This window comes from Parabacteroides sp. D25, assembly GCF_000307475.1.
Taxonomy (GTDB): Bacteria; Bacteroidota; Bacteroidia; order Bacteroidales; family Tannerellaceae; genus Parabacteroides; species Parabacteroides distasonis.
On record NZ_JH976502.1, the window covers coordinates 664,836 to 684,495 of the forward strand.

At 45.4% G+C, this 19,660-nt stretch carries 17 protein-coding genes; 7 read left to right on the plus strand and 10 right to left on the minus strand.

Translation table 11 applies throughout. The annotated features are described in order from the left end of the window. Positions 1 to 100: 100 nt before the first annotated feature. From mreC to rodA, 4 genes are read left to right on the plus strand one after another with little or no spacing between them, the layout of a single operon-like run. Positions 101 to 955 (plus strand): rod shape-determining protein MreC, encoded by an 855-nt coding sequence (gene mreC / locus HMPREF0999_RS09755; RefSeq protein ID WP_005864901.1) that lies wholly within the window; start codon positions 101 to 103, stop codon positions 953 to 955. Continuing rightward, complete coding sequence (mreD, locus tag HMPREF0999_RS09760; RefSeq protein WP_009275822.1) at positions 948 to 1,466, plus strand: rod shape-determining protein MreD; 519 nt, start codon at positions 948 to 950, stop codon at positions 1,464 to 1,466. Before mreC ends, mreD begins: the two co-directional genes overlap by 8 nt. Further along, positions 1,456 to 3,324: a penicillin-binding protein 2 gene (mrdA, locus tag HMPREF0999_RS09765; protein ID WP_009275823.1), complete on the plus strand. Its 1,869-nt coding sequence runs from the start codon at positions 1,456 to 1,458 to the stop codon at positions 3,322 to 3,324. Before mreD ends, mrdA begins: the two co-directional genes overlap by 11 nt. Beyond that, positions 3,314 to 4,759 carry a rod shape-determining protein RodA gene (rodA, locus tag HMPREF0999_RS09770; protein WP_005854836.1) on the plus strand — a complete coding sequence of 482 codons (1,446 nt, stop codon included), beginning with the start codon at positions 3,314 to 3,316 and terminating at the stop codon, positions 4,757 to 4,759. The genes mrdA and rodA overlap by 11 nt, the downstream gene beginning before the upstream one ends. Here the strand turns inward: rodA and HMPREF0999_RS09775 are convergent. The 3 genes from HMPREF0999_RS09775 to spt all read right to left on the minus strand — a co-directional run bounded on the left by HMPREF0999_RS09775 (position 4,719) and on the right by spt (position 8,088). Further along, the gene (locus HMPREF0999_RS09775) at positions 4,719 to 5,291 is read right to left on the minus strand and encodes a gliding motility lipoprotein GldH (RefSeq protein WP_029257204.1); all 573 of its coding nucleotides are present in this window, start codon (positions 5,289 to 5,291) and stop codon (positions 4,719 to 4,721) included. The two genes, rodA and HMPREF0999_RS09775, sit on opposite strands and share 41 nt — an antisense overlap. Beyond that, positions 5,212 to 6,726 (minus strand): stage 0 sporulation family protein, encoded by a 1,515-nt coding sequence (locus HMPREF0999_RS09780; protein WP_010183701.1) that lies wholly within the window; start codon positions 6,724 to 6,726, stop codon positions 5,212 to 5,214. Before HMPREF0999_RS09780 ends, HMPREF0999_RS09775 begins: the two co-directional genes overlap by 80 nt. 174 nt (positions 6,727 to 6,900) lie before the next feature. After that, positions 6,901 to 8,088 (minus strand): serine palmitoyltransferase, encoded by a 1,188-nt coding sequence (spt, locus tag HMPREF0999_RS09785; protein WP_005854840.1) that lies wholly within the window; start codon positions 8,086 to 8,088, stop codon positions 6,901 to 6,903. A gap of 198 nt (positions 8,089 to 8,286) precedes the next feature. Here spt and HMPREF0999_RS09790 point away from each other — a divergent pair, with 198 nt between their 5' ends. Beyond that, entirely contained in the window at positions 8,287 to 9,258 is a 972-nt protein-coding gene (locus tag HMPREF0999_RS09790; protein ID WP_005854843.1) for a diacylglycerol/lipid kinase family protein, read from the plus strand. On the opposite strand, the gene HMPREF0999_RS09795 is transcribed toward HMPREF0999_RS09790, so the two are convergent. Then, on the minus strand, positions 9,243 to 9,956 hold the full coding sequence (locus HMPREF0999_RS09795; RefSeq protein WP_010183696.1) for a tRNA1(Val) (adenine(37)-N6)-methyltransferase: 714 nt from the start codon (positions 9,954 to 9,956) through the stop codon (positions 9,243 to 9,245). The two genes, HMPREF0999_RS09790 and HMPREF0999_RS09795, sit on opposite strands and share 16 nt — an antisense overlap. Positions 9,957 to 10,044: 88 nt before the next feature. On the opposite strand from HMPREF0999_RS09795, the gene lon reads away from it, so the two are divergent. Beyond that, positions 10,045 to 12,516, plus strand: coding sequence for an endopeptidase La (lon, locus tag HMPREF0999_RS09800; protein ID WP_009275824.1), 2,472 nt, complete (start codon positions 10,045 to 10,047; stop codon positions 12,514 to 12,516). A gap of 137 nt (positions 12,517 to 12,653) precedes the next feature. Here the strand turns inward: lon and HMPREF0999_RS09805 are convergent, their stop codons facing one another. From HMPREF0999_RS09805 to HMPREF0999_RS09825, 5 genes are all read right to left on the minus strand, one after another. Beyond that, positions 12,654 to 13,469, minus strand: a complete 816-nt coding sequence (locus HMPREF0999_RS09805; RefSeq protein ID WP_010183691.1) for a sugar phosphate isomerase/epimerase family protein — start codon at positions 13,467 to 13,469, stop codon at positions 12,654 to 12,656. Positions 13,470 to 13,471: 2 nt separating this feature from the next. Beyond that, positions 13,472 to 14,953 carry a Gfo/Idh/MocA family oxidoreductase gene (locus HMPREF0999_RS09810; RefSeq protein ID WP_005864916.1) on the minus strand — a complete coding sequence of 494 codons (1,482 nt, stop codon included), beginning with the start codon at positions 14,951 to 14,953 and terminating at the stop codon, positions 13,472 to 13,474. A gap of 30 nt (positions 14,954 to 14,983) precedes the next feature. Continuing rightward, positions 14,984 to 15,898, minus strand: coding sequence for an endonuclease/exonuclease/phosphatase family protein (locus HMPREF0999_RS09815; RefSeq protein ID WP_008773368.1), 915 nt, complete (start codon positions 15,896 to 15,898; stop codon positions 14,984 to 14,986). A 69-nt stretch (positions 15,899 to 15,967) separates the two neighbouring features. Then, positions 15,968 to 17,131 carry a Gfo/Idh/MocA family protein gene (locus HMPREF0999_RS09820; RefSeq protein WP_009275826.1) on the minus strand — a complete coding sequence of 388 codons (1,164 nt, stop codon included), beginning with the start codon at positions 17,129 to 17,131 and terminating at the stop codon, positions 15,968 to 15,970. A gap of 21 nt (positions 17,132 to 17,152) precedes the next feature. Beyond that, positions 17,153 to 17,929, minus strand: a complete 777-nt coding sequence (locus HMPREF0999_RS09825) for a DUF1080 domain-containing protein (RefSeq protein WP_005854859.1) — start codon at positions 17,927 to 17,929, stop codon at positions 17,153 to 17,155. A 168-nt stretch (positions 17,930 to 18,097) separates the two neighbouring features. On the opposite strand from HMPREF0999_RS09825, the gene HMPREF0999_RS09830 reads away from it, so the two are divergent. Beyond that, positions 18,098 to 18,991 (plus strand): AraC family transcriptional regulator, encoded by an 894-nt coding sequence (locus HMPREF0999_RS09830; RefSeq protein ID WP_005854860.1) that lies wholly within the window; start codon positions 18,098 to 18,100, stop codon positions 18,989 to 18,991. A 74-nt stretch (positions 18,992 to 19,065) separates the two neighbouring features. Here HMPREF0999_RS09830 and HMPREF0999_RS09835 read toward each other — a convergent pair whose 3' ends face one another. Further along, a complete protein-coding gene (locus HMPREF0999_RS09835; protein WP_005854862.1) occupies positions 19,066 to 19,656 on the minus strand; it encodes a sugar O-acetyltransferase in 591 nt (196 codons plus the stop codon). Positions 19,657 to 19,660 lie beyond the last annotated feature (4 nt).

Genomic DNA, 19,660 nt, shown 5'->3' on the forward strand with positions numbered 1-19,660 from the left:
GTAAATAATTGAGAATTGAGAATTGAAAGTTGAAAATTAGCAAGCCGATAGGTCTGGTTCTTTTCAATTTTCAATTCTCAACTTTCAGTTTTCAATTCCTATGCGTAAGTTACTAGAATTCCTGATCGGGAAGAGGCATTGGTTTTTGTTCATTCTGCTTGAGGCTGTTTCGTTGATGTTGGTCTATCGTAATAACGCGTACCAACGGAATATTATATTCAGCTCAGCGAATGTCGTGACAGGATATATCGCCTCGATATCCGGATCTGTCACTTCTTATTTGAATCTTCGGGATATCAATAAGGAGTTATTGGAGCGTAACGGACAGTTGGAATTGCAAATGCTGGATCTGCAAGATCAGTTAGATGCGCTGATTGCGGATACGGTTAGTTTTAAGGGATTTGCGCCGGATTCGACGGAGCAATTTCCTTATTCGTTTGTCGTGGCGGATGTAGTGAACAACAGTGTCACGCATTTGTCTAATTATATTACCGTGGATAAAGGGAAGCTGGACGGGATCATGCCCGATATGGGAGTTGTCTCGGAACGAGGTGTGGTGGGTATCGTATCGACGGTTTCCGATCATTTCTCCGTGATCATTCCGTTGCTGAATCCTAAGTTCCGGTTGAGTTGTAAGGTATTAGGTAGTAGTTATTTCGGGTCATTAAGCTGGAATGGACGCAATACGCTGTACGCCAACCTCGATGAGTTGCCGCGCCATGTGGAGTTCCAGAAAGGCGATACGATCGTGACGAGCGGTTACTCAGCCGTATTCCCCTCGGGTATTATCGTAGGTACGGTCGCTGATTTCGAGAAACAACACGATGATAATTTCTATTCATTACAGGTAGAGTTGGCTACGGATTTCCAAGCGTTGAACAACGTGCGTATTATCAAGAATTTCCGTCAGACGGAGCAAATTGGTGTAGAACAAGAGGCGAAAAGAAATGATTAATAATTTACTGCGTGGTTTCATATATTTCGTGGTGTTTGTGTTGATTCAGGTCTTGATCTTGAACAACATTCATTTCTTGCGGATCGCTACCCCGTTTCTGTATCTCTATTTCATTATTAAGATGCCGGTCGGTAGCTCACGGACGCAAGTCGTTTTCTTCTCTTTCATAGCCGGGGTGGTTATCGATACATTCAGCAACACACCGGGTATGCATGCGGCCGCCTGTACATTGGCGGGATTTTGCAGGGAGCCGTTAATCCGTGTATTCATGGGGAAAGATTTGCCGGAAGGTATTTACCCGTCTTATAAGACCTTTGGTTTCGGAGGCTTTTTCCGATATGTGTTATCGTTTGTGTTGATACAACATACGACTCTTTTCGCGATTGAGTCGTTGACTTTATTTGACCCGTTGTTTCTGGTTGTCCGTATCCTCTCGAGCGTGGTGATGACAACCTTATTGATTTGTACGGTAGAAGCATTCAATATAGAGTCTCAGAAAAGTGGAGAATAATACCAAGTATGAGTTTGAGAACAGGCGCTATGTCTTAGGTGGGGCGGTGATCCTGTTGGTTATCATCTTTATTATCCGTTTGTTCATCCTTCAGGTGGTCGACAACGATTATAAAGCTTGGGCGGATAGTAACGCTTTCTTGAAAAAGACCTTATATCCTTCCCGAGGCATGATGTACGACCGTAATGGTAAATTATTGGTCTATAACCAGCCCGCTTACGACGTGATGCTTATCATGCGTGAGATACAGCCTTTCGATACCCTCGATTTCTGCGATGTGCTGGGCATCACGAAAGAGCAATTCCTCAAACGTATAGCGGATATTAAGAACCGGCGGTTAAATCCCGGTTATTCTTCCTATGTCCCTCAAGTATTTATGAACCAGCTTTCCGCGCAGGAATATGGCGTGTTGCAGGAGAAGTTATACAAATTTCCCGGCTTCTATATACAGAATCGCACGATCCGCCAATACGAGTATCCCAATGCCGCTCTTGTGCTGGGAAATATCGGCGAGGTAAACCGGAAAGATATAGAGAGTGACTCTTATTATACACAAGGCGATTACTCCGGCAGGACCGGGATCGAACAATCGTACGAGGAATATTTGCGGGGCGTGAAGGGTGTCGAGATCCTGTTGCGTGACGCTCACGGACGTATCAAGGGGCGATACGAGGAAGGCCTGCACGATATCCAGCCGGAATCCGGCAAAAACTTGAAATTATCCTTGGATATGGACTTGCAGGCTTATGGGGAGAAGTTAATGCAGAATAAATTAGGGGGTATCGTGATGATAGAGCCGGAGACAGGGGAGGTGCTTTGTATGGTTTCCGCTCCTACATATGATCCGAGTATCTTGATCGGGCGCCAGCGGGGAAAGAACTACGTGGCTTTGCAGAAGGACCCGTTGAAACCTTTATTCAACCGCCCGCTCATGGCGCAATATCCTCCCGGATCTACATTTAAACCGACTCAAGGTTTGATCTTCTTGCAAGAAGGGGTGATTACTCCGGAAACTCAATATACCTGTGCGCATGGATATACCTTCCGGGGAGGTAAGCCGGCTTGTCACGGGCATCCGTCTCCTCTGAATCTGGTCGGGGCGTTGGCGACCTCTTGTAACTCTTTTTTCCCTTGGGGACTGCATGATATGATCGACAGCCGGAAGCGATATCCGTCGGTACAGGAGGCTTTTGAGGTTTGGAAGAATTATATGGTTTCTATGGGGTATGGCTATAAGCTGGGAATCGATCTTCCGGGGGAGAAGCGAGGGTTCATTCCGAATAGTAAGTTCTACGATAAGGTGTACCGGGGACGTTGGAATTCCAGTACGGTTATCTCGATCGCTATCGGTCAGGGTGAGATATTGGCTACGCCTTTGCAAATCTGTAATTTGGCGGCTACTGTCGCTAATCGGGGATATTATATTACTCCGCATGTCGTGAAAGAGATTCAAGACACTCCGCTGGATACATTATATAGTAAGAGGCATTATACATCGGTGGATACGCATTATTATAGTTATATTGCCGAGGGTATGCGAGGGGCTGTTACGGGAACCGCTTATGGTGGAACCTGTCGTGGGGCGGCTTTACCGGATATCGAGGTTTGTGGAAAGACGGGAACGTCGGAGAACCCGCATGGTAAGGACCATTCTATTTTTATGGGATTCGCTCCTTATCAAAAGCCGAAGGTCGCCATTGCCGTGTTTGTGGAAAACGCCGGATTCGGTGCTACCTATGCGGTGCCTATCGGTAAATTGATGTTGGAGAAATATTTGAAAGGAGAAATATCCGAGGCTAACAAGGCGACGGAGGAATATATTATGAATGCCGTAATACTACCGAACAATGCGCTATAGGAAAACGGAAATATGGAAGTCGGTAGACTGGATTACCATTTTGTTGTATTTGATTATGGTAATCGCCGGTTGGTTTAGTATTTGTGGGGCGAGCTACGAGTTTGATAACGTTGGCTTGTTCGACCCGTCGGGTCGTCCGGGGATGCAGATGATTTGGATCGGTACCTCACTCGCCCTTATTTTCGTCATATTGATGCTGGAAAGTGACTTCTTCGATATATTCGCCTATCTGATCTATGCGTGCGTGATCGTATTGTTGATCGCCACTATATTTTTAGCACCTAATATCAAGGGATCGCATTCTTGGCTCGTATTGGGACCTATCCGTTTGCAACCAGCGGAGTTGGCTAAGTTCGCTACCGCTTTGGCCGTGGCGAAGTTTATGAATGGCTATGGCTTTAAGCTAACGACGGTCAAGAATTTCTCAATCACTTTGTTCTTGATCTTCTTGCCGATGGTTTGTATTCTTTTACAGAAAGAGACGGGGTCGGCATTGGTTTACTTGGCATTCTTCCTGATGTTATACCGGGAAGGAATGACTGGATATATTTTGTTGATAGGAGTTTGTGCGGTCGTCTTTTTCGTTACGGGAATGAAATATTCAGAGGTGATGGTGGGTATTACCCCATTGGGTGAATTAATCGTCTCTTGCCTTGTCTTATTAATAACCATGGGATTAGTTGGGAGTGTCCGTAAGGATTATATAAGCGTTAAGATCATGCTTGGGGGAATTGCTTCGACATTCTTGATCGGGTATGTCGTTTCTTTGTTTGTCCCGGTAAACTTCGCTTGGATATCGATAGGCTTGGTAGGAGCCGCGTCAATCTATTTATTCTATTTATCCATTCGAAACTGGGTATGGCATTATGCGTTAATCGCTCTGTTCGCTTTAGGTTCTATCTGTTTCCTATTTTCTGTGGATTATGTGTTTAATGACATATTGGAACCTCACCAACAAATTCGTATTAAAGTCTCTTTAGGCTTGGAGGATGATCCAAGCGGGGCGGGGTATAATGTGAATCAGTCCAAGATCGCTATCGGTTCCGGAGGATTATCCGGAAAAGGATTCTTGAATGGGACGCAGACCAAATTGAAGTATGTGCCGGAACAGGATACGGATTTTATCTTTTGTACGGTAGGCGAGGAGCAAGGCTTTTTGGGAGCCTCTGCCGTATTGATCGTATTCGGACTTTTTATTCTTCGTCTGATTGTATTGGCGGAGCGGCAAGATAATGCTTTCGGGCGAGTCTATGGCTATAGCGTAGCCTCCATATTCTTTTTCCATCTGGCGATTAATGTCGGCATGGTGACGGGATTGACTCCGGTTATCGGCATTCCCTTGCCTTTCTTTAGCTATGGAGGTTCCTCGCTTTGGGGATTTACGATCTTATTGTTTATTTTTCTTCGTTTGGACGCTTCTCGGAAGGAGCGTTAGTGGAAGAAGGTAAGACCCGTAAGCCGATTTCCTGAATGCCCGGAAGTTGGTCGTTACGCATCCCCTGCCGGAAGCTAAAGGTATATTGCCCTTTAACGGGGAAATAGTAAGCAGACCGTATCGGGAAACTGGATTGAAACAGGGAGATCCCGTCCCCATACCATTTCCCAAACTCATCAGCTAACATACATTCGATCGTATCCCTTTTTAAAGGACCTATCGGAAGTTCCTCGCTGCAAAATACCCATAGGTTCTGATACGGATACATATTATTGTTCCGTACTTCCAAGGTTAGGTCGTACGGAACCGATATATCCTCAATCAAGAAAGTGAAATAGTACTCCTTATTCTTCTCCCACGAGGTGTTCTGGATAGCTTGATACTGATCGTATACAGCTTCATTCTCGCAAGAGAAGCATAAGAAGCATGTTACACAGGCGGCAATGAACTTTTTAAGCCTCAGGCTTTGTCTCTGGCCTATTCTCCGTTTTATCAGGTCTGGCCTGTTTGATCGGTTGCTGAGGTTTGTCATTATTCGCAGGCTTGTCATTGTTGGATTGCTTATCGTTATTAGCTCTCGGCCTTTGTTTCGGGCGATTGTTTCGGTTGCTCTCCCTGTTATTATCACGGTTGTTCTCCCGATTCTCCCGACTGTTTTCCCGGCTATTATCTTTGTTATTCTCCCGGTTATTCTCTCTGTCCCGGTTATTCTCACGATTGCTATTCCTATTATTTCCTCCGTTGCGGCGATTATTGCCACCGGCTCCGTTTCCTCCGTTGTTCTTATTCTCAGAAACAGGTGCGTCGGTGTTGGTAACTGCCGTCGCGGTGGTGTTAGCTCCGTTCCCGTTTCCATTGTTCTCGCCATTATTCTTGTTGGCAGGACGTTTTTTCTTTTTCTTTTTAACAGAGTCGAAACGTGTGACGCTTTCTTGCCCAAGAATATCTTGAGCGTCTCGTTTCGGTGGTTGTGGCTTCGTATCCGCCTCTAGAGATATCGGCTTCATGCCTTTCTTATTCATGTTAATGACATCGAAAGCACGGCTTGCCGGAATCGTGATAAGATTAGCCGCAAATGATTTATCCGTAGAATAGGTAATTTCCCGTTTGAAAATATCCGTCTTGAAATGATAGTAATTATTATCTTTGGTCTCCAAGACAATTTCCCGGGAAGGAAGGCGTTTCTGGGCTTCCACATATGTATCTACCTCATAATTGATACAACATTTCAATTTAGCGCATTGTCCGGCCAATTTCTGGGGATTCATGGAAATATCTTGATAACGGGCAGCTCCGGTAGCGACCGATACAAAACTTGTCATCCAACTGGAACAGCAAAGTTCTCTACCGCAAGGGCCGATACCACCGATACGTCCGGCTTCTTGACGAGCACCGATCTGCTTCATCTCGATACGAACACGAAAAGCCTCCGCTAGCACTTTAATTAGTTGACGGAAATCTACACGTTCATCCGCTATATAATAAAAGATCGCCTTATTACCGTCACCTTGATACTCTACATCACCGATTTTCATATTCAATCCTAAATCGGCCGCGATTTGCCGCGAGCGAATCATGGTGGCATGTTCCTTTGCTTTTGCTTCCTCATATTTCTCGATATCGGTCGGTTTTGCCTTTCGGTAAATCCGTTTAGGCTCGGCTTCCGTGCGCACATTGTTCTTCTTCATTTGCAGCAGAACCAATTTACCCGTTAAAGAAACCGTACCGATATCATGACCGGGACTTGCCTCTACGGCTACTATATCACCTTTTTCCAAAGGTATTTTAGCACTATTCAAGTAATACCCTTTGCGGGTATTTTTAAATTGAACCTCTACGAAATCAGTCGAGCCTTCCGCGTCGGGTACATCGCACAACCAATCATAGGTATTCAGTTTATTGTTTTGCCTTTTGCTGCAACCTTTGCAGCCCATGTGGCTACTTCCTTTATCTAATATGAAATCCATTTATTTTTAATTTGTAAGAGGGCCATCGACATAACCACCCAATTTATCTAAATATGCAAAAATAGTGATTTATTCCCATTCAAAATCATAGTTATGATTTTTTCAGTTATAAAAAAAGACCCGAAGATAGGTGTTATACCTAACCTTCGGGCCTTTTCTTATATATTTACACGATTAGTCTACCAACCCATGGCTCTTGAATACCTTGTGGATTGTCTCCAAAGCGTAATCTAGTTGCTCTTTCGTGTGGGTAGCCATAAGGGAGAAGCGGATCAGTGTATCCTCGGAAGCAACTGCGGGAGCTACTACCGGGTTTACGAAGATTCCGGCCTCAAATAATTCTTTTACGATAAGGAATGTCAAGTCGTTGTCACGGATAAACAACGGGATGATCGGGGTAGAAGTATGTCCGATCTCACAACCCATGTTACGGAAACCATCCAATGCGTAATGAGTCAAATCCCATAAATGTTGGATACGTTCCGGTTCGCTTAACATAATATCTAATGCCGCGTTCGCTGCGGCAGTAGCGGCAGGCGTATTGCTTGCGCTAAAGATATAGGAACGGGAGTGGTGACGTAAGTAATTGATAACCGGTTCGTCTGATGCGATAAAACCACCGATAGAAGCGAAAGACTTACTGAAAGTTCCCATGATCAAATCAACATCGTTCGTAACGCCGAAGTGATTACAAGTACCGCGGCCATGATCACCGAATACACCGATACCATGAGCCTCGTCAACCATTACACTTGCGTTATATTTCTTTGCGAGAGCTACGATTTCCGGTAATTTAGCGACATCACCTTCCATGCTGAAGACACCGTCGATAACGATAAGTTTCACCTTGTCTGGCTCGCATTTCTGGAGTTGTTTCTCCAAGGAGTCCATATCGTTATGCTTGAATTTCAATTTCGTGGAGAAAGAAAGACGATGTCCTTCGATAATGGATGCATGATCCAACTCATCCCAAAGGATATAGTCCTCACGTCCGGTGATACAGGATACAACACCTAGATTAACTTGGAAACCTGTAGAGTATACGATGGCGTCTTCTTTACCAACAAATTCTGCTAAACGTTTTTCCAACTGGAGGTGTAAGTCCAACGTTCCGTTTAAGAAACGTGAGCCGGCACAACCTGTACCATACTTTTTAATGGCCTCGATCGCTGCTTCTTTTACTTTAGGATGATTGGTTAATCCTAAGTACGCATTAGAACCAAACATCAAGACTTTCTTCCCGCTGATTAGAACTTCCGTGTCCTGATCGCTCTGGATTTCCCTGAAGTAAGGATAGATTCCCATTGCCATGGCTCTTTGAGGAGCGTCGTACTTTGCTAGTTTCTCTTGTAAAAGTTTCATATTATTATAAAAGAGAATGATTTATCTCGCTATTTATTTATTCTAATAAAGAACACAGGTTCGCCGCGTACATAATCCTATGTTTCGGCAAATCCAGCCGCAAAAGTAGTAAAAAAATAACTTATAGTAGTCGAAATGCTTTAAAAGTTTTATAAAAGCATTATTTTTGTCCTCTCAAATAAAAAAGAAGAAGTGAGGATGAGCGAACGGGATATAAAAGTACAAGCTATCATAAACCCTATATCAGGTGTAGGGTCGAAGCGCAAGATACCTAAGATGATCGAAGGGATCTGCTCGAAAAAGAACTGTTCGTTAAACATTTCTTTTACAGAGTATGCAGGCCATGCCAGCGAGTTGACTCGGCAAGCCATAGAGGAGGGAGCTGAATATATTTTGGCGGTAGGCGGTGACGGGACGGTGAATGAGATAGCGAGAGCTATGATCCATTCGAACGCGATCTTAGGTATCATCCCGAAAGGTTCGGGCAATGGCTTAGCTAGAGAATTGCACATACCGATGGACGTGAAAAGAGCTATCGATCTGATCGCGAAAGGGCATGTTACGACGATAGATTGCTGCCGGGCGAACGGACAGGTCTTTTTCTGTACCTGTGGAGTCGGTTTTGATGCCGCCGTCAGCCAGAAATTCGCGAATGAGAAACGGCGCGGCTCTCTTACTTATATAAAGAATACGATAGAGGAGTATCTGAGCTATAAGCCTGAGCCTTATGAATTGGTGGTGGATAATCAGACGATCAAGGAGAAGGCGTTTCTAGTCGCTTGCGCGAATGCTTCGCAATATGGTAATAATGCGTTTATCGCTCCGCACGCGAATATACAGGACGGACGGATGGACGTTACGATCTTATCCCCTTTTATGCCATTGGATATCGCTCCTTTGGCCATTCAATTGTTTACCAAACAGATTGATCGGAATAGTAAGATTAAGACGATGAAAGCCCAGCAAGTCACGATTATTCGCCAACATCCGGGCGTGATGCACTTGGATGGAGAACCGATCATGGCAGATCGCCGTATCGATATTACGGTGGAACCAAAAGCCTTACATGTGCTGACTCCGGAGGTTGTGTCTTTCACCAAGGAGGTACATAATTTATTTGACGAGGTAACTCGCTTCTTCGATAAAAAGCTTCCTTACATTTTCAAGTAAAAGTCTTTAGCTATAGCGGTGAATTCTTCGCTATATCGATGTCGCTCGATTTCTAGGGTCAGATGAGACGACTTGGGCTTTGCTACCGGCGTCGCTGAGAGTTCTATTAATAAACGCTTAGGAGGGGCGTCCGGTATGGGAGAAACGTGGGCTTCTCTCGATGGAGACAAAGACTCTTCTCGAGCGATGTCTATTAAAGACTCCCGTTGCTCGAAGGGAAGCACCAAGGCGATATTTCCTTCGGGTGCCAACAGTTTGCGGCTATCACGCAATAAATCCGGGAGAGATAGAGTATCCGTATGCCGGGCTAGATTACGTTTAGTATCCGGGCATTTCAATGAATCAATAAAATAGGGTGGGTTGGATACGATCAAGTCATATTTGATATTCTCATCCGGCATATATTCGGAGAGCGAGGTTTGATAGACTTGTATCCGGTTGGCGAAAGGCGATTTTGCGATGTTTTCCCGAGCTTGTAAACATGCGTCTAAATCTATATCGATAGCGTCTAGGATCGCGGTGCTACGCTGCGCCAGCATGAGGGCGATCAGTCCGGTTCCGGTTCCCACATCCAAAATCCTCTGACATCTCTCTGTGCTAGCCCATGCCCCAAGCAAAACGCCATCCGTTCCGACTTTCATGGCACATTTATCGTGCCATACCGTAAATTTCTTGAATTGAAAATAAGGATTTGCCATATCTCTATCGATTGTATGCCGCGAAATTAGTAAGAATTGAATGAAAAGCTGTAACTTTGGCACGTTTATTGTATTAACATATACAATGATGAATGTATATATGAAAGAAAAGACGAGAGTATTTTGCCAGAATTCGTTTGATGACTTGGATGACAATATTGGTATCGTAATGCCAATTCTTACAGAATGCGATGTAGATGAGGATTTCACAGAAGGAATAGAGAAAGTTGGAGACACTATACCCATTCTTCCGTTAAGGAATATGGTACTCTTTCCGGGTGTTGCCTTGCCGGTGATTATCGGGCGTCCTAAATCGATGCGCCTGATTAAAGAGGCTGTACATAAAAAGAGTTTGATCGGAGTTGTTTGCCAGAAAGAGATGGGTACGGAAGATCCTATCTTAGAGGATTTATATACAACCGGGGTAATCGCTGACATCGTTCGTGTCTTAGAGATGCCGGACGGTAGTACTACTGTTATTCTTCAAGGTAAGAAACGCTTTGAATTGAATGAGTTGACCGAGACAGATCCGTATCTTTCCGGTAAGATCACCGTGTTGGAGGACACGAAGCCGGACAAGACAGACCGCGAGTTCGAGGCTTTGATCTCAACGATCAAGGATTTGACCATCAAGATGCTTGGGGCCGTGGCTGAACCTCCCCGGGATTTGATCTTCTCGATCAAGAATAATAAGAATGTCTTGTATGTGGTCAATTTCTCTTGTAGCAATATACCGAGTGGATCGGCCGAGAAACAGCAATTGTTATTGATCGGGGACTTAAAAGAGCGTGCGTATCGGTTACTTTTTATCTTGAACCGCGAGTATCAGCTGGTGGAGTTGAAAGCTTCCATCCAGATGAAGACACATGAGGATATCAATCAACAACAAAAAGAATATTTCCTTCAACAGCAAATCAAGACCATTCAAGAGGAATTGGGCGGGAATATCAATGAGTTGGAGATAAAAGAATTACGGGAGAAAGCCAGTCGTAAGAAATGGCCTGCCGAGGTAGCGCAGGTCTTTGAGAAGGAATTGCGAAAATTGGAACGATTACATCCGCAATCTCCGGATTATTCCGTACAGACGCAATATGTCCAGAATATCGTTAACTTGCCGTGGAACGAGTATAGTAAGGACAATTTCAACTTATCTCATGCCCAGAAGGTCTTAGATCGTGATCATTATGGTTTGGAGAAGGTGAAAGAGCGTATTATCGAGCATCTGGCGGTATTGAAGCTGAAAGGGGATATGAAATCTCCGATTATCTGTTTGTACGGTCCTCCGGGAGTCGGCAAGACTTCATTGGGGCGTTCCATCGCAGAGGCTTTGCGCCGTAAATATGTACGTGTTTCTTTAGGTGGATTGCACGATGAGGCCGAGATCCGCGGACATCGTCGTACCTATATCGGCGCTATGTGCGGACGTATCATCCAGAATATACAGAAGGCGGGAACATCGAACCCTGTCTTTATCTTAGATGAGATCGATAAGATCACGAATGATTTCAAGGGGGATCCGGCATCCGCTTTATTGGAGGTCTTGGACCCGGAGCAGAATAATGCGTTTCACGATAATTATCTGGATATCGATTACGATTTAAGCAAGGTGATGTTTATCGCTACCGCTAATAATTTGAATACGATTTCCCAGCCATTGCTGGATCGTATGGAACTGATCGAGGTGAGCGGTTATATCATGGAGGAGAAGGTAGAGATCGCAGCGAAGCATCTCGTGCCTAAGCAGATGGATGTACATGGCTTGAAGAAAGGTTCCGTGAAATTCCTCAAGAAAACCTTACAAGTGATCGTTGAAGCCTATACACGCGAGAGCGGTGTCCGGGAATTGGATAAGAAAATCGCCAAAATCATGCGTAAGCTAGCCCGTAAGGTCGCTAGCGACGAGCCTATCCCGACGAGCATTAAGCCGGAGGATTTGTATGAATATCTAGGGGCGGTCGAATATTCCCGCGATAAATATCAAGGGAATGACTATGCCGGCGTGGTTACGGGATTAGCTTGGACGGCTGTTGGTGGTGAGATTCTTTTCGTGGAGTCGAGCTTAAGTAAAGGTAAGGGGTCAAAGCTTACTTTGACCGGGAATCTGGGAGATGTGATGAAAGAGTCTGCCATGTTGGCACTTGAGTATATCCATGCGCATGCGGCTCAGTTTAATATCAACGAGGAGTTGTTCGAGAACTGGAATGTGCATGTCCACGTACCGGAGGGGGCGATCCCGAAAGACGGACCGAGTGCCGGAATAACGATGGTGACTTCTCTTGTCTCCGCCTTTACTCAGCGTAAGGTGAAAAAGAACTTGGCTATGACCGGCGAGATCACGTTGCGTGGCAAAGTGCTTCCCGTAGGTGGTATCAAGGAGAAGATCTTGGCGGCTAAACGTGCCGGGATCAAGGAGTTGATTCTTTGCAAGGAGAATGAGAAGGATATCAATGAGATTAAACCGGAGTATTTGAAAGGCTTGGTGTTCCATTATGTGAGTGACATTCAACAGGTGGTGGATCTGGCGTTGCTGAGAGAAAAGGTGGATAATCCCTTGTTCTGATAACGACTTTTTAGGCATATATAGGTGTGGGCTTATACGTATATACGTGTAGGCCCATATTAGTATCGGCGTAAGCCTATACGTATATACGCGTGGGCCTACGCCGATATAGGTGTTTTTAAGGGAAGCGTATACTTCTATTTAGAGTATTTCCGTAGGAATTCCAAGCTGTTGCGTATCTCTTGGATATCGGATTTGAAATCATCGTATTCAATGGAGATAAGCCCGTTGAAATGCTGACGCTTCAGCTCGTTGACGAACGCTTTTACCGGTAAGATCCCGGTTCCCCATGTGGCGTCTTCCATCTTGTCGGTGAGGTCTTTCAAATGCGCCACCTTGATGCGTCCGGATAATTTCTGGAGATTCTTGAGCGGATCTTCACCCACCCGTTTCCAATGGCCGATATCGGCGCATACTCCCATCAAGGGAGAACGGCCTTTCAGCGCTTTCTCTACCACCTCGGCACTTGCGTAAATGCATGGACTCGGATGGTTATGGATCGCTACCTCCATATCGTACTTCTTGGCGAGGGATTCGATGTAGTCCAACTGGTTTAACTCCGGTTCGACAGTCACGATATGTGCGCCTATTTTATGAGCGAATGCGAAGAACTTATCCCATTCCTCGTTAGTCCCATAAGAGGCTACACCAAAGGCGATCGGCTTGATTCCCCTTTTCTTGAACTCATGGCGTAATAAAGCGCAGTCATCATCGCTCAAGTCGTAATTCAGATAGGTCTCTTTTGGGAACGGAGCACCCAATTCTTGGAAAAAGAAAGCTTCCGCATACCCCATGCCCAGTTGTTGAGTCTTATCCAAGGTCTCCATCAACGTAAGATTGTGGAAAGTCCAAGTCTGTATACCCACCTTCCAGTCCGCTTTTTGCGCCGCCAGCTGTACGGCCTGCCCAAGGAGCATGACCGTACATAGTGCTAATATAATATATCGTTTCATACTTATACCGGCATTTCCGGAAGGCTCCAGCCTTCACGATAGGTATGTCTGATATATTCGTTGGCAGCCTCTAGCGCATTGAACTCCGCGTATTTCGTATCGAAATAGGGGTGACCGTCTATCACCTTGAAATCATCGCTGGTTACGATCTTCAATACGTCGGAAGAGGATATGTTGGTGAAACGCATGTTTTGGGCGTCCCACATCAATTTCTTGTTCAAGCCTTGCAGACGGATCGCCAATACGCCTAATAACACCATCTCGTTGAATGGTCCGGAATAAGCGAAGTTGGAAGTTCCTTCCACACGGTTCTCAGGAGATTCTTTACAAGCACGGATCCAGTCTTGCTCATGGAAACCGTCGAAGTATCCGGTAGCGTTCGGGATACGGCGCAAATAAGGGGTTACTTGAGGTACACGGCCGGATAATAACCGGGAGTTGAAACCTCCGCAATCGCAGATCAACGTATCTTTAGTACCTACGAAGATACATCCACCCAAACCGTCACGCATCATATCTACGCCATCCGGTAATAAGTCCGGACGCTGAGGAAGCATACCGCCATCGTACCAATATACTTTCACTTCCGGCAAGGCTACCTTTGGAAGATTGTCACGAGCCGGGAAGCGGAATTCTACCACCTCCGATTGAGGAGCGGATTCCGTATTGATCTGGGTAGAACGGCCTTGTACGCGATCCGGATAACCTAACTTCAAGGATTGATAAACCGGGTCGAGCACGTGGCAAGCCATATCTCCGAAAGCTCCGGTTCCGAAATCCCACCATCCACGCCAGTTCCAAGGGGTATAGATCTCATGGAACGGACGCATGGCGGCCGGGCCGATAAATAAGTCCCAATTCATCGTCTTCGGACAACGTTGTTTTTCGGTTGGGCGCTGTAATCCTTGCGGCCAGATCGGACGGTTGGTCCATGCGTGTACTTCTTTTACTTCACCGATCTCTCCGTTCCAGATCCATTCGCATAATTGACGTACACCATCGCCGGAGTTCCCTTGGTTACCCATCTGGGTCGCTACCTTATATTTAGCGGCGAGTTTTGTCAATAAACGGCTCTCGTAAACGGAGTGGGTAAGCGGCTTTTGGCAATATACGTGCTTCCCCATTGTCAAGGCGGTGGCTGCGATCGTGGCATGAGTATGGTCCGGAGTAGCTACCATGACACCGTCGATTTGGTCGCCCAACTCATCGAACATCTTTCGCCAGTCCCAATAACGTTTAGCGTCCGGGAATTCCTCGAAGCAGTTCTTCGCGTATTTCCAGTCGATATCGCAAAGCCCGATGATGTTCTCGGTTTTCATGCCGACCAAGTTCGGGTGGCCTTTACCACCGATACCGATACCGACAATATTCATTGTATCACTTGGTGCCTTATGGCCTAATCCAGCGATCGTTTTAGAGGGGACGATTGTTAGACCAGCTGCCGCTACGGCTGCTTTTTTCAGAAAATCTCTTCTTGATTCCATGTTGTATAATTTGTTTTTTAGTAGTTACTGTTAGAAATTGAAACAGGAGGTTACCATTCTATGATCCGAAGGGTAAGGGGAGACTACCACGTCCGAGGTGGCCTCGCTTTCGCCTGTGATAAATGAGTCTGTTACCTTACATCCGGAATATAGTACGAAATCCAGACGGTCTAGTATTTCTTGTTCGCTAGGAACGGGAGTCCATGTATAGCCGGGTGTGGAGACCTCGTCCGGATGGATTGTCCGGTAGGAGTCGTTCATCCCGATCTCAGAGAAAGCCTTGGTTGCCGGCCACTCCACCTTGATCTTGTGGATACCGGCATCGGCGGCCCGTTGTGTCCAGTCCAAGAAAGAAGGCTCATTAAAATCTCCTGTTAAAAAGACAGGATAACCTTCTTTCATGACTTGCTGTATATCCTTTTGATAACGAGTTACTTCTTCACGCCGGGCCTCGTTGGCGAACCAGACAGCTTCCTCCTCGGTATCGATAAACGGATAATCGCCATAAGGAATCCCATTCAATTGATAAGGCTGATACGGGATATAATATAGATGGCAATTAAACATCCAGCAGAATTTGTCTTTGCCTACCTGTATCTTCACCCCGTAGCGGGAAGCCGTACTGTCGACGACCGGATAACGAGATAAGATATAATGTCCCTCCCCTTGGTTGAAAAGGTGGAAACCTAGGGATTCCGCGATTTCCGGCACATGATCGTGCTTGATGCCGTCTTCTTCATAGATATGCCCTTCTTGGATTCCTACGATATCCGTCTGGCTAGCCTCGATCACTTTCGCTGTCTGGCTAGGGGGAAGCTTTCCCCCTAGGGTATTCAACCAAATATTGAAACTACTGACTTTTACCGTTGCCGGCTTGTCGCTACATGCGCTCAATGCACAACAAAGTATGGCTACGCAGCATAAAATTTCACTTATCTTCCTCATGTTTCTCTGGTATTTACAGGAACAAATATATTAAATGTCCCGTTCTTTTCACTACTAAGACTTCTTAATTTATTTTACCATCGGCCAAGGAAACTTCGATACAAGTTGGATGCGTTGACCTGTAGCTTGTGATTTTCGGGCGGCCTCGATAATCTCTAATACGTGTAACGCATGCTCGACATTTATACGTGGTTCCGTGTTTAATGCCATGTGTTTGCTGATATCGGAAGCACCTTCTTGCCAAACATAGCCATTGGTGTCCGGAACGAAACGCTGGGGTACCGGATGATCCATCGTCGATAAGTCCACCCCGTTCGGTGCCCAGTCGTAACCTACCATATGCATATTGCCGTGTGAACCGTATAAGGAGATCGTCGCTTTCTCCTGTCCTTTACCTAAATGTCCGTATGGATCGAAATAGTTGAAACCACACTCGATATGAGAAAGGACTCCCTTTTCGTGTTCCATGATAATCATGGCATTATCTTCTTCTCGAACTTTGATTTTGCCCTTATCGTCTACGGTTCTCTCCGGGGTTACGATTGTAGTCATGGCAACAACGGATTTAGCCGGTCCCAATAATCCGGTTAGGGTAGCGATGTTATAGACTCCTAAGTCGGGCATACTGCCACCTAGCGGTTCGTAGAAGAAAGCGGACCAAGAAGGGCCTTCATGTCCGTAATGTCCGTGCGCACATGCCAGATTACCTAGGGTTCCTTTATTGATTTGTTCGGCCATAAAGGCAAATTGAGGACTGTTTACAACAGCGGGCGCACCCCAGATACGAAGTCCCTTGCTCGTAGCGAGATCGTATAATTCTTTGCCTTCCTTATAGGAATTCGCCAAAGGTTTCTCGCTCCAGACATTTCTTCCCGCCATCAAAGCCTTACGGTTCAACTCTCCGTGAACCTGCATATCGGTCAATGTAAGCATCAAGTCGAACTTGGAACCACTAAGCATATCATCGATATGCTTGTACCATTTAGGTATATTATATTGCTTGGCCGCCTTTTGAGCACGATCCGGTTTGATATCGCAACAAGCTACGATTTCTACATACGGGCACTTCGATATATGGGGAAAATATTGGGTAGATACACTTCCGCAACCGATAACGGCTACTTTCACCTTTTTACCTTCCGATTCGAATTTCTCCGCATAGGCGAAAAGGGGTGATAGTAGTGACGCGAGACTTGCCGCGGCCGATACTTTAAAGAATTCTTTTCTATTCATGGCATTGATTTCTTAATACAATTAGTCTAAATCCTTAATCTTCACATTCTTGAAATATACTTTACTTCCATGGTCCTGAAAACAAAGTTTACCGGTGGTAGAGATACCGTAATCGGGGAAAGCTTCCCATTTACCGCTATAACGACGCATCTTCCAATCTTCGGACCCTTCTTGGAAAGAGAAAAGTTTTTCTCCGTTCAGCCAGTGCTCAACATATCCATCCTTGTAAAGTACCATAGAGGAGTTCCATTCTCCCGGAGGGTTCACCTGTTTGGTTTCCGGTACATACATAGCGTAGTTGCAACCCGTTTTCTGCCAGTCTTCCAATCCCTCTTTTCCGGTCTCGCTGACCCAAGGATAGTTATCGTCATCGATCAACTGGTATTCCGGGCCGGTTTCAAAAGGAGCTTTGTACTTAGGCCCTTCTTGTACGTGATATAAGAATCCTGAGTTTCCTTGCGCCCCGATTTTCCAATCCCATTTGATCTGGAAGTTATGGTAATTCTTAACGGTAACGATATCGGTACTTACCTTGATCGTGGTATCCGCTATCACGTCACCACCGTTTCCGTAGCCGACGATCACCCCGTCTTCTACCTGCCATCCCTTGACATCACCCCCGTTGAACATTTTCCAACCGGTAAAATCCTTGCCATTGAATAACAAGGTGTAGCCTTCCGCTTTTTCCTCCTCAGTCAATACATTATCTTTTACTTCCGTGGATGAGGAACGACTTCCACATGCAACCATACACATCCCGTAAATGGTTACTAGAAAAATAGATACGATCTTTTTCATATATTAGAATATTTAGTTTAATTATCTCCTTATGATAACGCCATTTGATATGGTTTATTTGTTCATTGGCAAAAATACTGTACATAAAGGATTTGGATAATAGAGTATCTAGCTAAAAAAAATGGATTATCTTTGCGTTATTCAGTAACCATCTAAAAGTTCTGGTTTATGGCGAAAATAAAGCATGGTTTTTCCGGTCAGCGGTTGATTGTCTATCCTTTCTACGTTATAGAACAAGCGTTGAACAACCCGTTAGTCGCGGACTTGGTCGTACACTCTATGGGGTATTTTCCGAAGGCGGAAAGCCATTATATTGATCGTGCGTCCGGTTGTGGAGAGTACCTTTTAATTTATTGCACCAAAGGAGAGGGCTGGTACGTGTTGGATGGAAAACGATATGTCGTACCCGAGAATCATTTTTTCATCCTCCCGGCAGAGAAGCCCCATCAATATGGTTCGAGCGAGCATGATCCTTGGTATATTTATTGGGCACATTTTAAAGGGAAAAAGGCGAAGTATATCAGCGATCAACTGCAAGGGGTGATCCCGATCGACATGGATGATAATTCCCGTATCGGCGATCGTATCGCCTTCTTCGATGAACTATTGAATGTGTTGGAGAGTGGGACGGATGAGGCTACGGTTAATTACGTCAATTTAAGTTTCAATCATTTGATCGCCTCTTTCCTCTATGTGAAGACGTATAGGGAGGCTAAATTCTCCAAAAGCAAGGCGGAGAATACGTTCTTTATTAGTTTGGCGACCCACTTCATGACGGAGAATCTGGAGAATAAATTGACATTAAAGGAATTGGCCTCTCATTTCGGCTATTCGGAATCTTATATGTACAGGCTTTTCTTCAAGGAAACCGGTTATGCTCCGATGAATTATTTCTTGCATATGAAAATAGACCGGGCTTGCCAGCTATTATTACATACGAATATGAAGATCAATCAAGTCGCCTTGAAACTGGGCTTTGACGATCCCTACTATTTCAGCCGTATCTTTAAGAAGATAGTAGGTACATCGCCCAAGGATTACCGGCACTCGTTGCCGAAGTGAGATATTTACGATGAACCTAAACGGGAATTTAGGGCTGCCCTAAACGAGGGCTTAGGGATACCCTAAACGGGAGCTTAGGGCTGGCGGTATTTATTCCGGTCGGCTTCCGTTATTTCCCGGATTACACGGCAGGGATTGCCGGCGGCTATGACATTGGCCGGAATATCTTTGGTTACGACGCTTCCTCCGGCGATTACCGTGTTATCGCCAATGGTCACCCCCGGAAGGATACAGGCTTGCGCACCGATCCATACGTTATCGCCGATAGTCACGGGAAAAGCGTATTCCAGACCTTCATTACGTTGCTTTACGTCAAAAGGGTGGCCGGCGGTATAGATGCCTACGTTCGGGGCGATGAACGCGTTATTGCCGATACGAACTTTCGCTCCATCCAAGATAACGAGATTCACGTTGGCGAAGAAATTATCCCCAATCTCGATATTATAGCCATAATCGCATTGGAAAGGGGATAGGATAACGGTGTTCTTCCCTTTCTTGCCTAGAAAAGAGGTTAGGATCCGATCTTTTTCTTCCTCTTGGTCGGGGGGCAATTGGTTGTATTTGAAAAGGACGCATTTCGCTCTTTTCATCTCATCTTGAAGCTCACTATCATGATTCGCATTGTATAATAGACCTTCCGCCGCTTTTTCTTTTTCTGTTTTCATATGT

Bases quoted from the DNA above. Each gene is read 5' to 3' on its own strand.
- mreC (WP_005864901.1), top strand. From the start codon at position 101: ATGCGTAAGTTACTAGAATTCCTGATCGGGAAGAGGCATTGGTTTTTG.
- mreD (WP_009275822.1), top strand. From the start codon at position 948: ATGATTAATAATTTACTGCGTGGTTTCATATATTTCGTGGTGTTTGTG.
- rodA (WP_005854836.1), top strand. From the start codon at position 3,314: ATGCGCTATAGGAAAACGGAAATATGGAAGTCGGTAGACTGGATTACC.
- HMPREF0999_RS09775 (WP_029257204.1), bottom strand. From the start codon at position 5,291: ATGACAAACCTCAGCAACCGATCAAACAGGCCAGACCTGATAAAACGG.
- HMPREF0999_RS09780 (WP_010183701.1), bottom strand. From the start codon at position 6,726: ATGGATTTCATATTAGATAAAGGAAGTAGCCACATGGGCTGCAAAGGT.
- spt (WP_005854840.1), bottom strand. From the start codon at position 8,088: ATGAAACTTTTACAAGAGAAACTAGCAAAGTACGACGCTCCTCAAAGA.
- HMPREF0999_RS09790 (WP_005854843.1), top strand. From the start codon at position 8,287: ATGAGCGAACGGGATATAAAAGTACAAGCTATCATAAACCCTATATCA.
- HMPREF0999_RS09795 (WP_010183696.1), bottom strand. From the start codon at position 9,956: ATGGCAAATCCTTATTTTCAATTCAAGAAATTTACGGTATGGCACGAT.
- lon (WP_009275824.1), top strand. From the start codon at position 10,045: ATGAATGTATATATGAAAGAAAAGACGAGAGTATTTTGCCAGAATTCG.
- HMPREF0999_RS09805 (WP_010183691.1), bottom strand. From the start codon at position 13,469: ATGAAACGATATATTATATTAGCACTATGTACGGTCATGCTCCTTGGG.
- HMPREF0999_RS09810 (WP_005864916.1), bottom strand. From the start codon at position 14,953: ATGGAATCAAGAAGAGATTTTCTGAAAAAAGCAGCCGTAGCGGCAGCT.
- HMPREF0999_RS09815 (WP_008773368.1), bottom strand. From the start codon at position 15,898: ATGAGGAAGATAAGTGAAATTTTATGCTGCGTAGCCATACTTTGTTGT.
- HMPREF0999_RS09820 (WP_009275826.1), bottom strand. From the start codon at position 17,131: ATGAATAGAAAAGAATTCTTTAAAGTATCGGCCGCGGCAAGTCTCGCG.
- HMPREF0999_RS09825 (WP_005854859.1), bottom strand. From the start codon at position 17,929: ATGAAAAAGATCGTATCTATTTTTCTAGTAACCATTTACGGGATGTGT.
- HMPREF0999_RS09830 (WP_005854860.1), top strand. From the start codon at position 18,098: ATGGCGAAAATAAAGCATGGTTTTTCCGGTCAGCGGTTGATTGTCTAT.
- HMPREF0999_RS09835 (WP_005854862.1), bottom strand. From the start codon at position 19,656: ATGAAAACAGAAAAAGAAAAAGCGGCGGAAGGTCTATTATACAATGCG.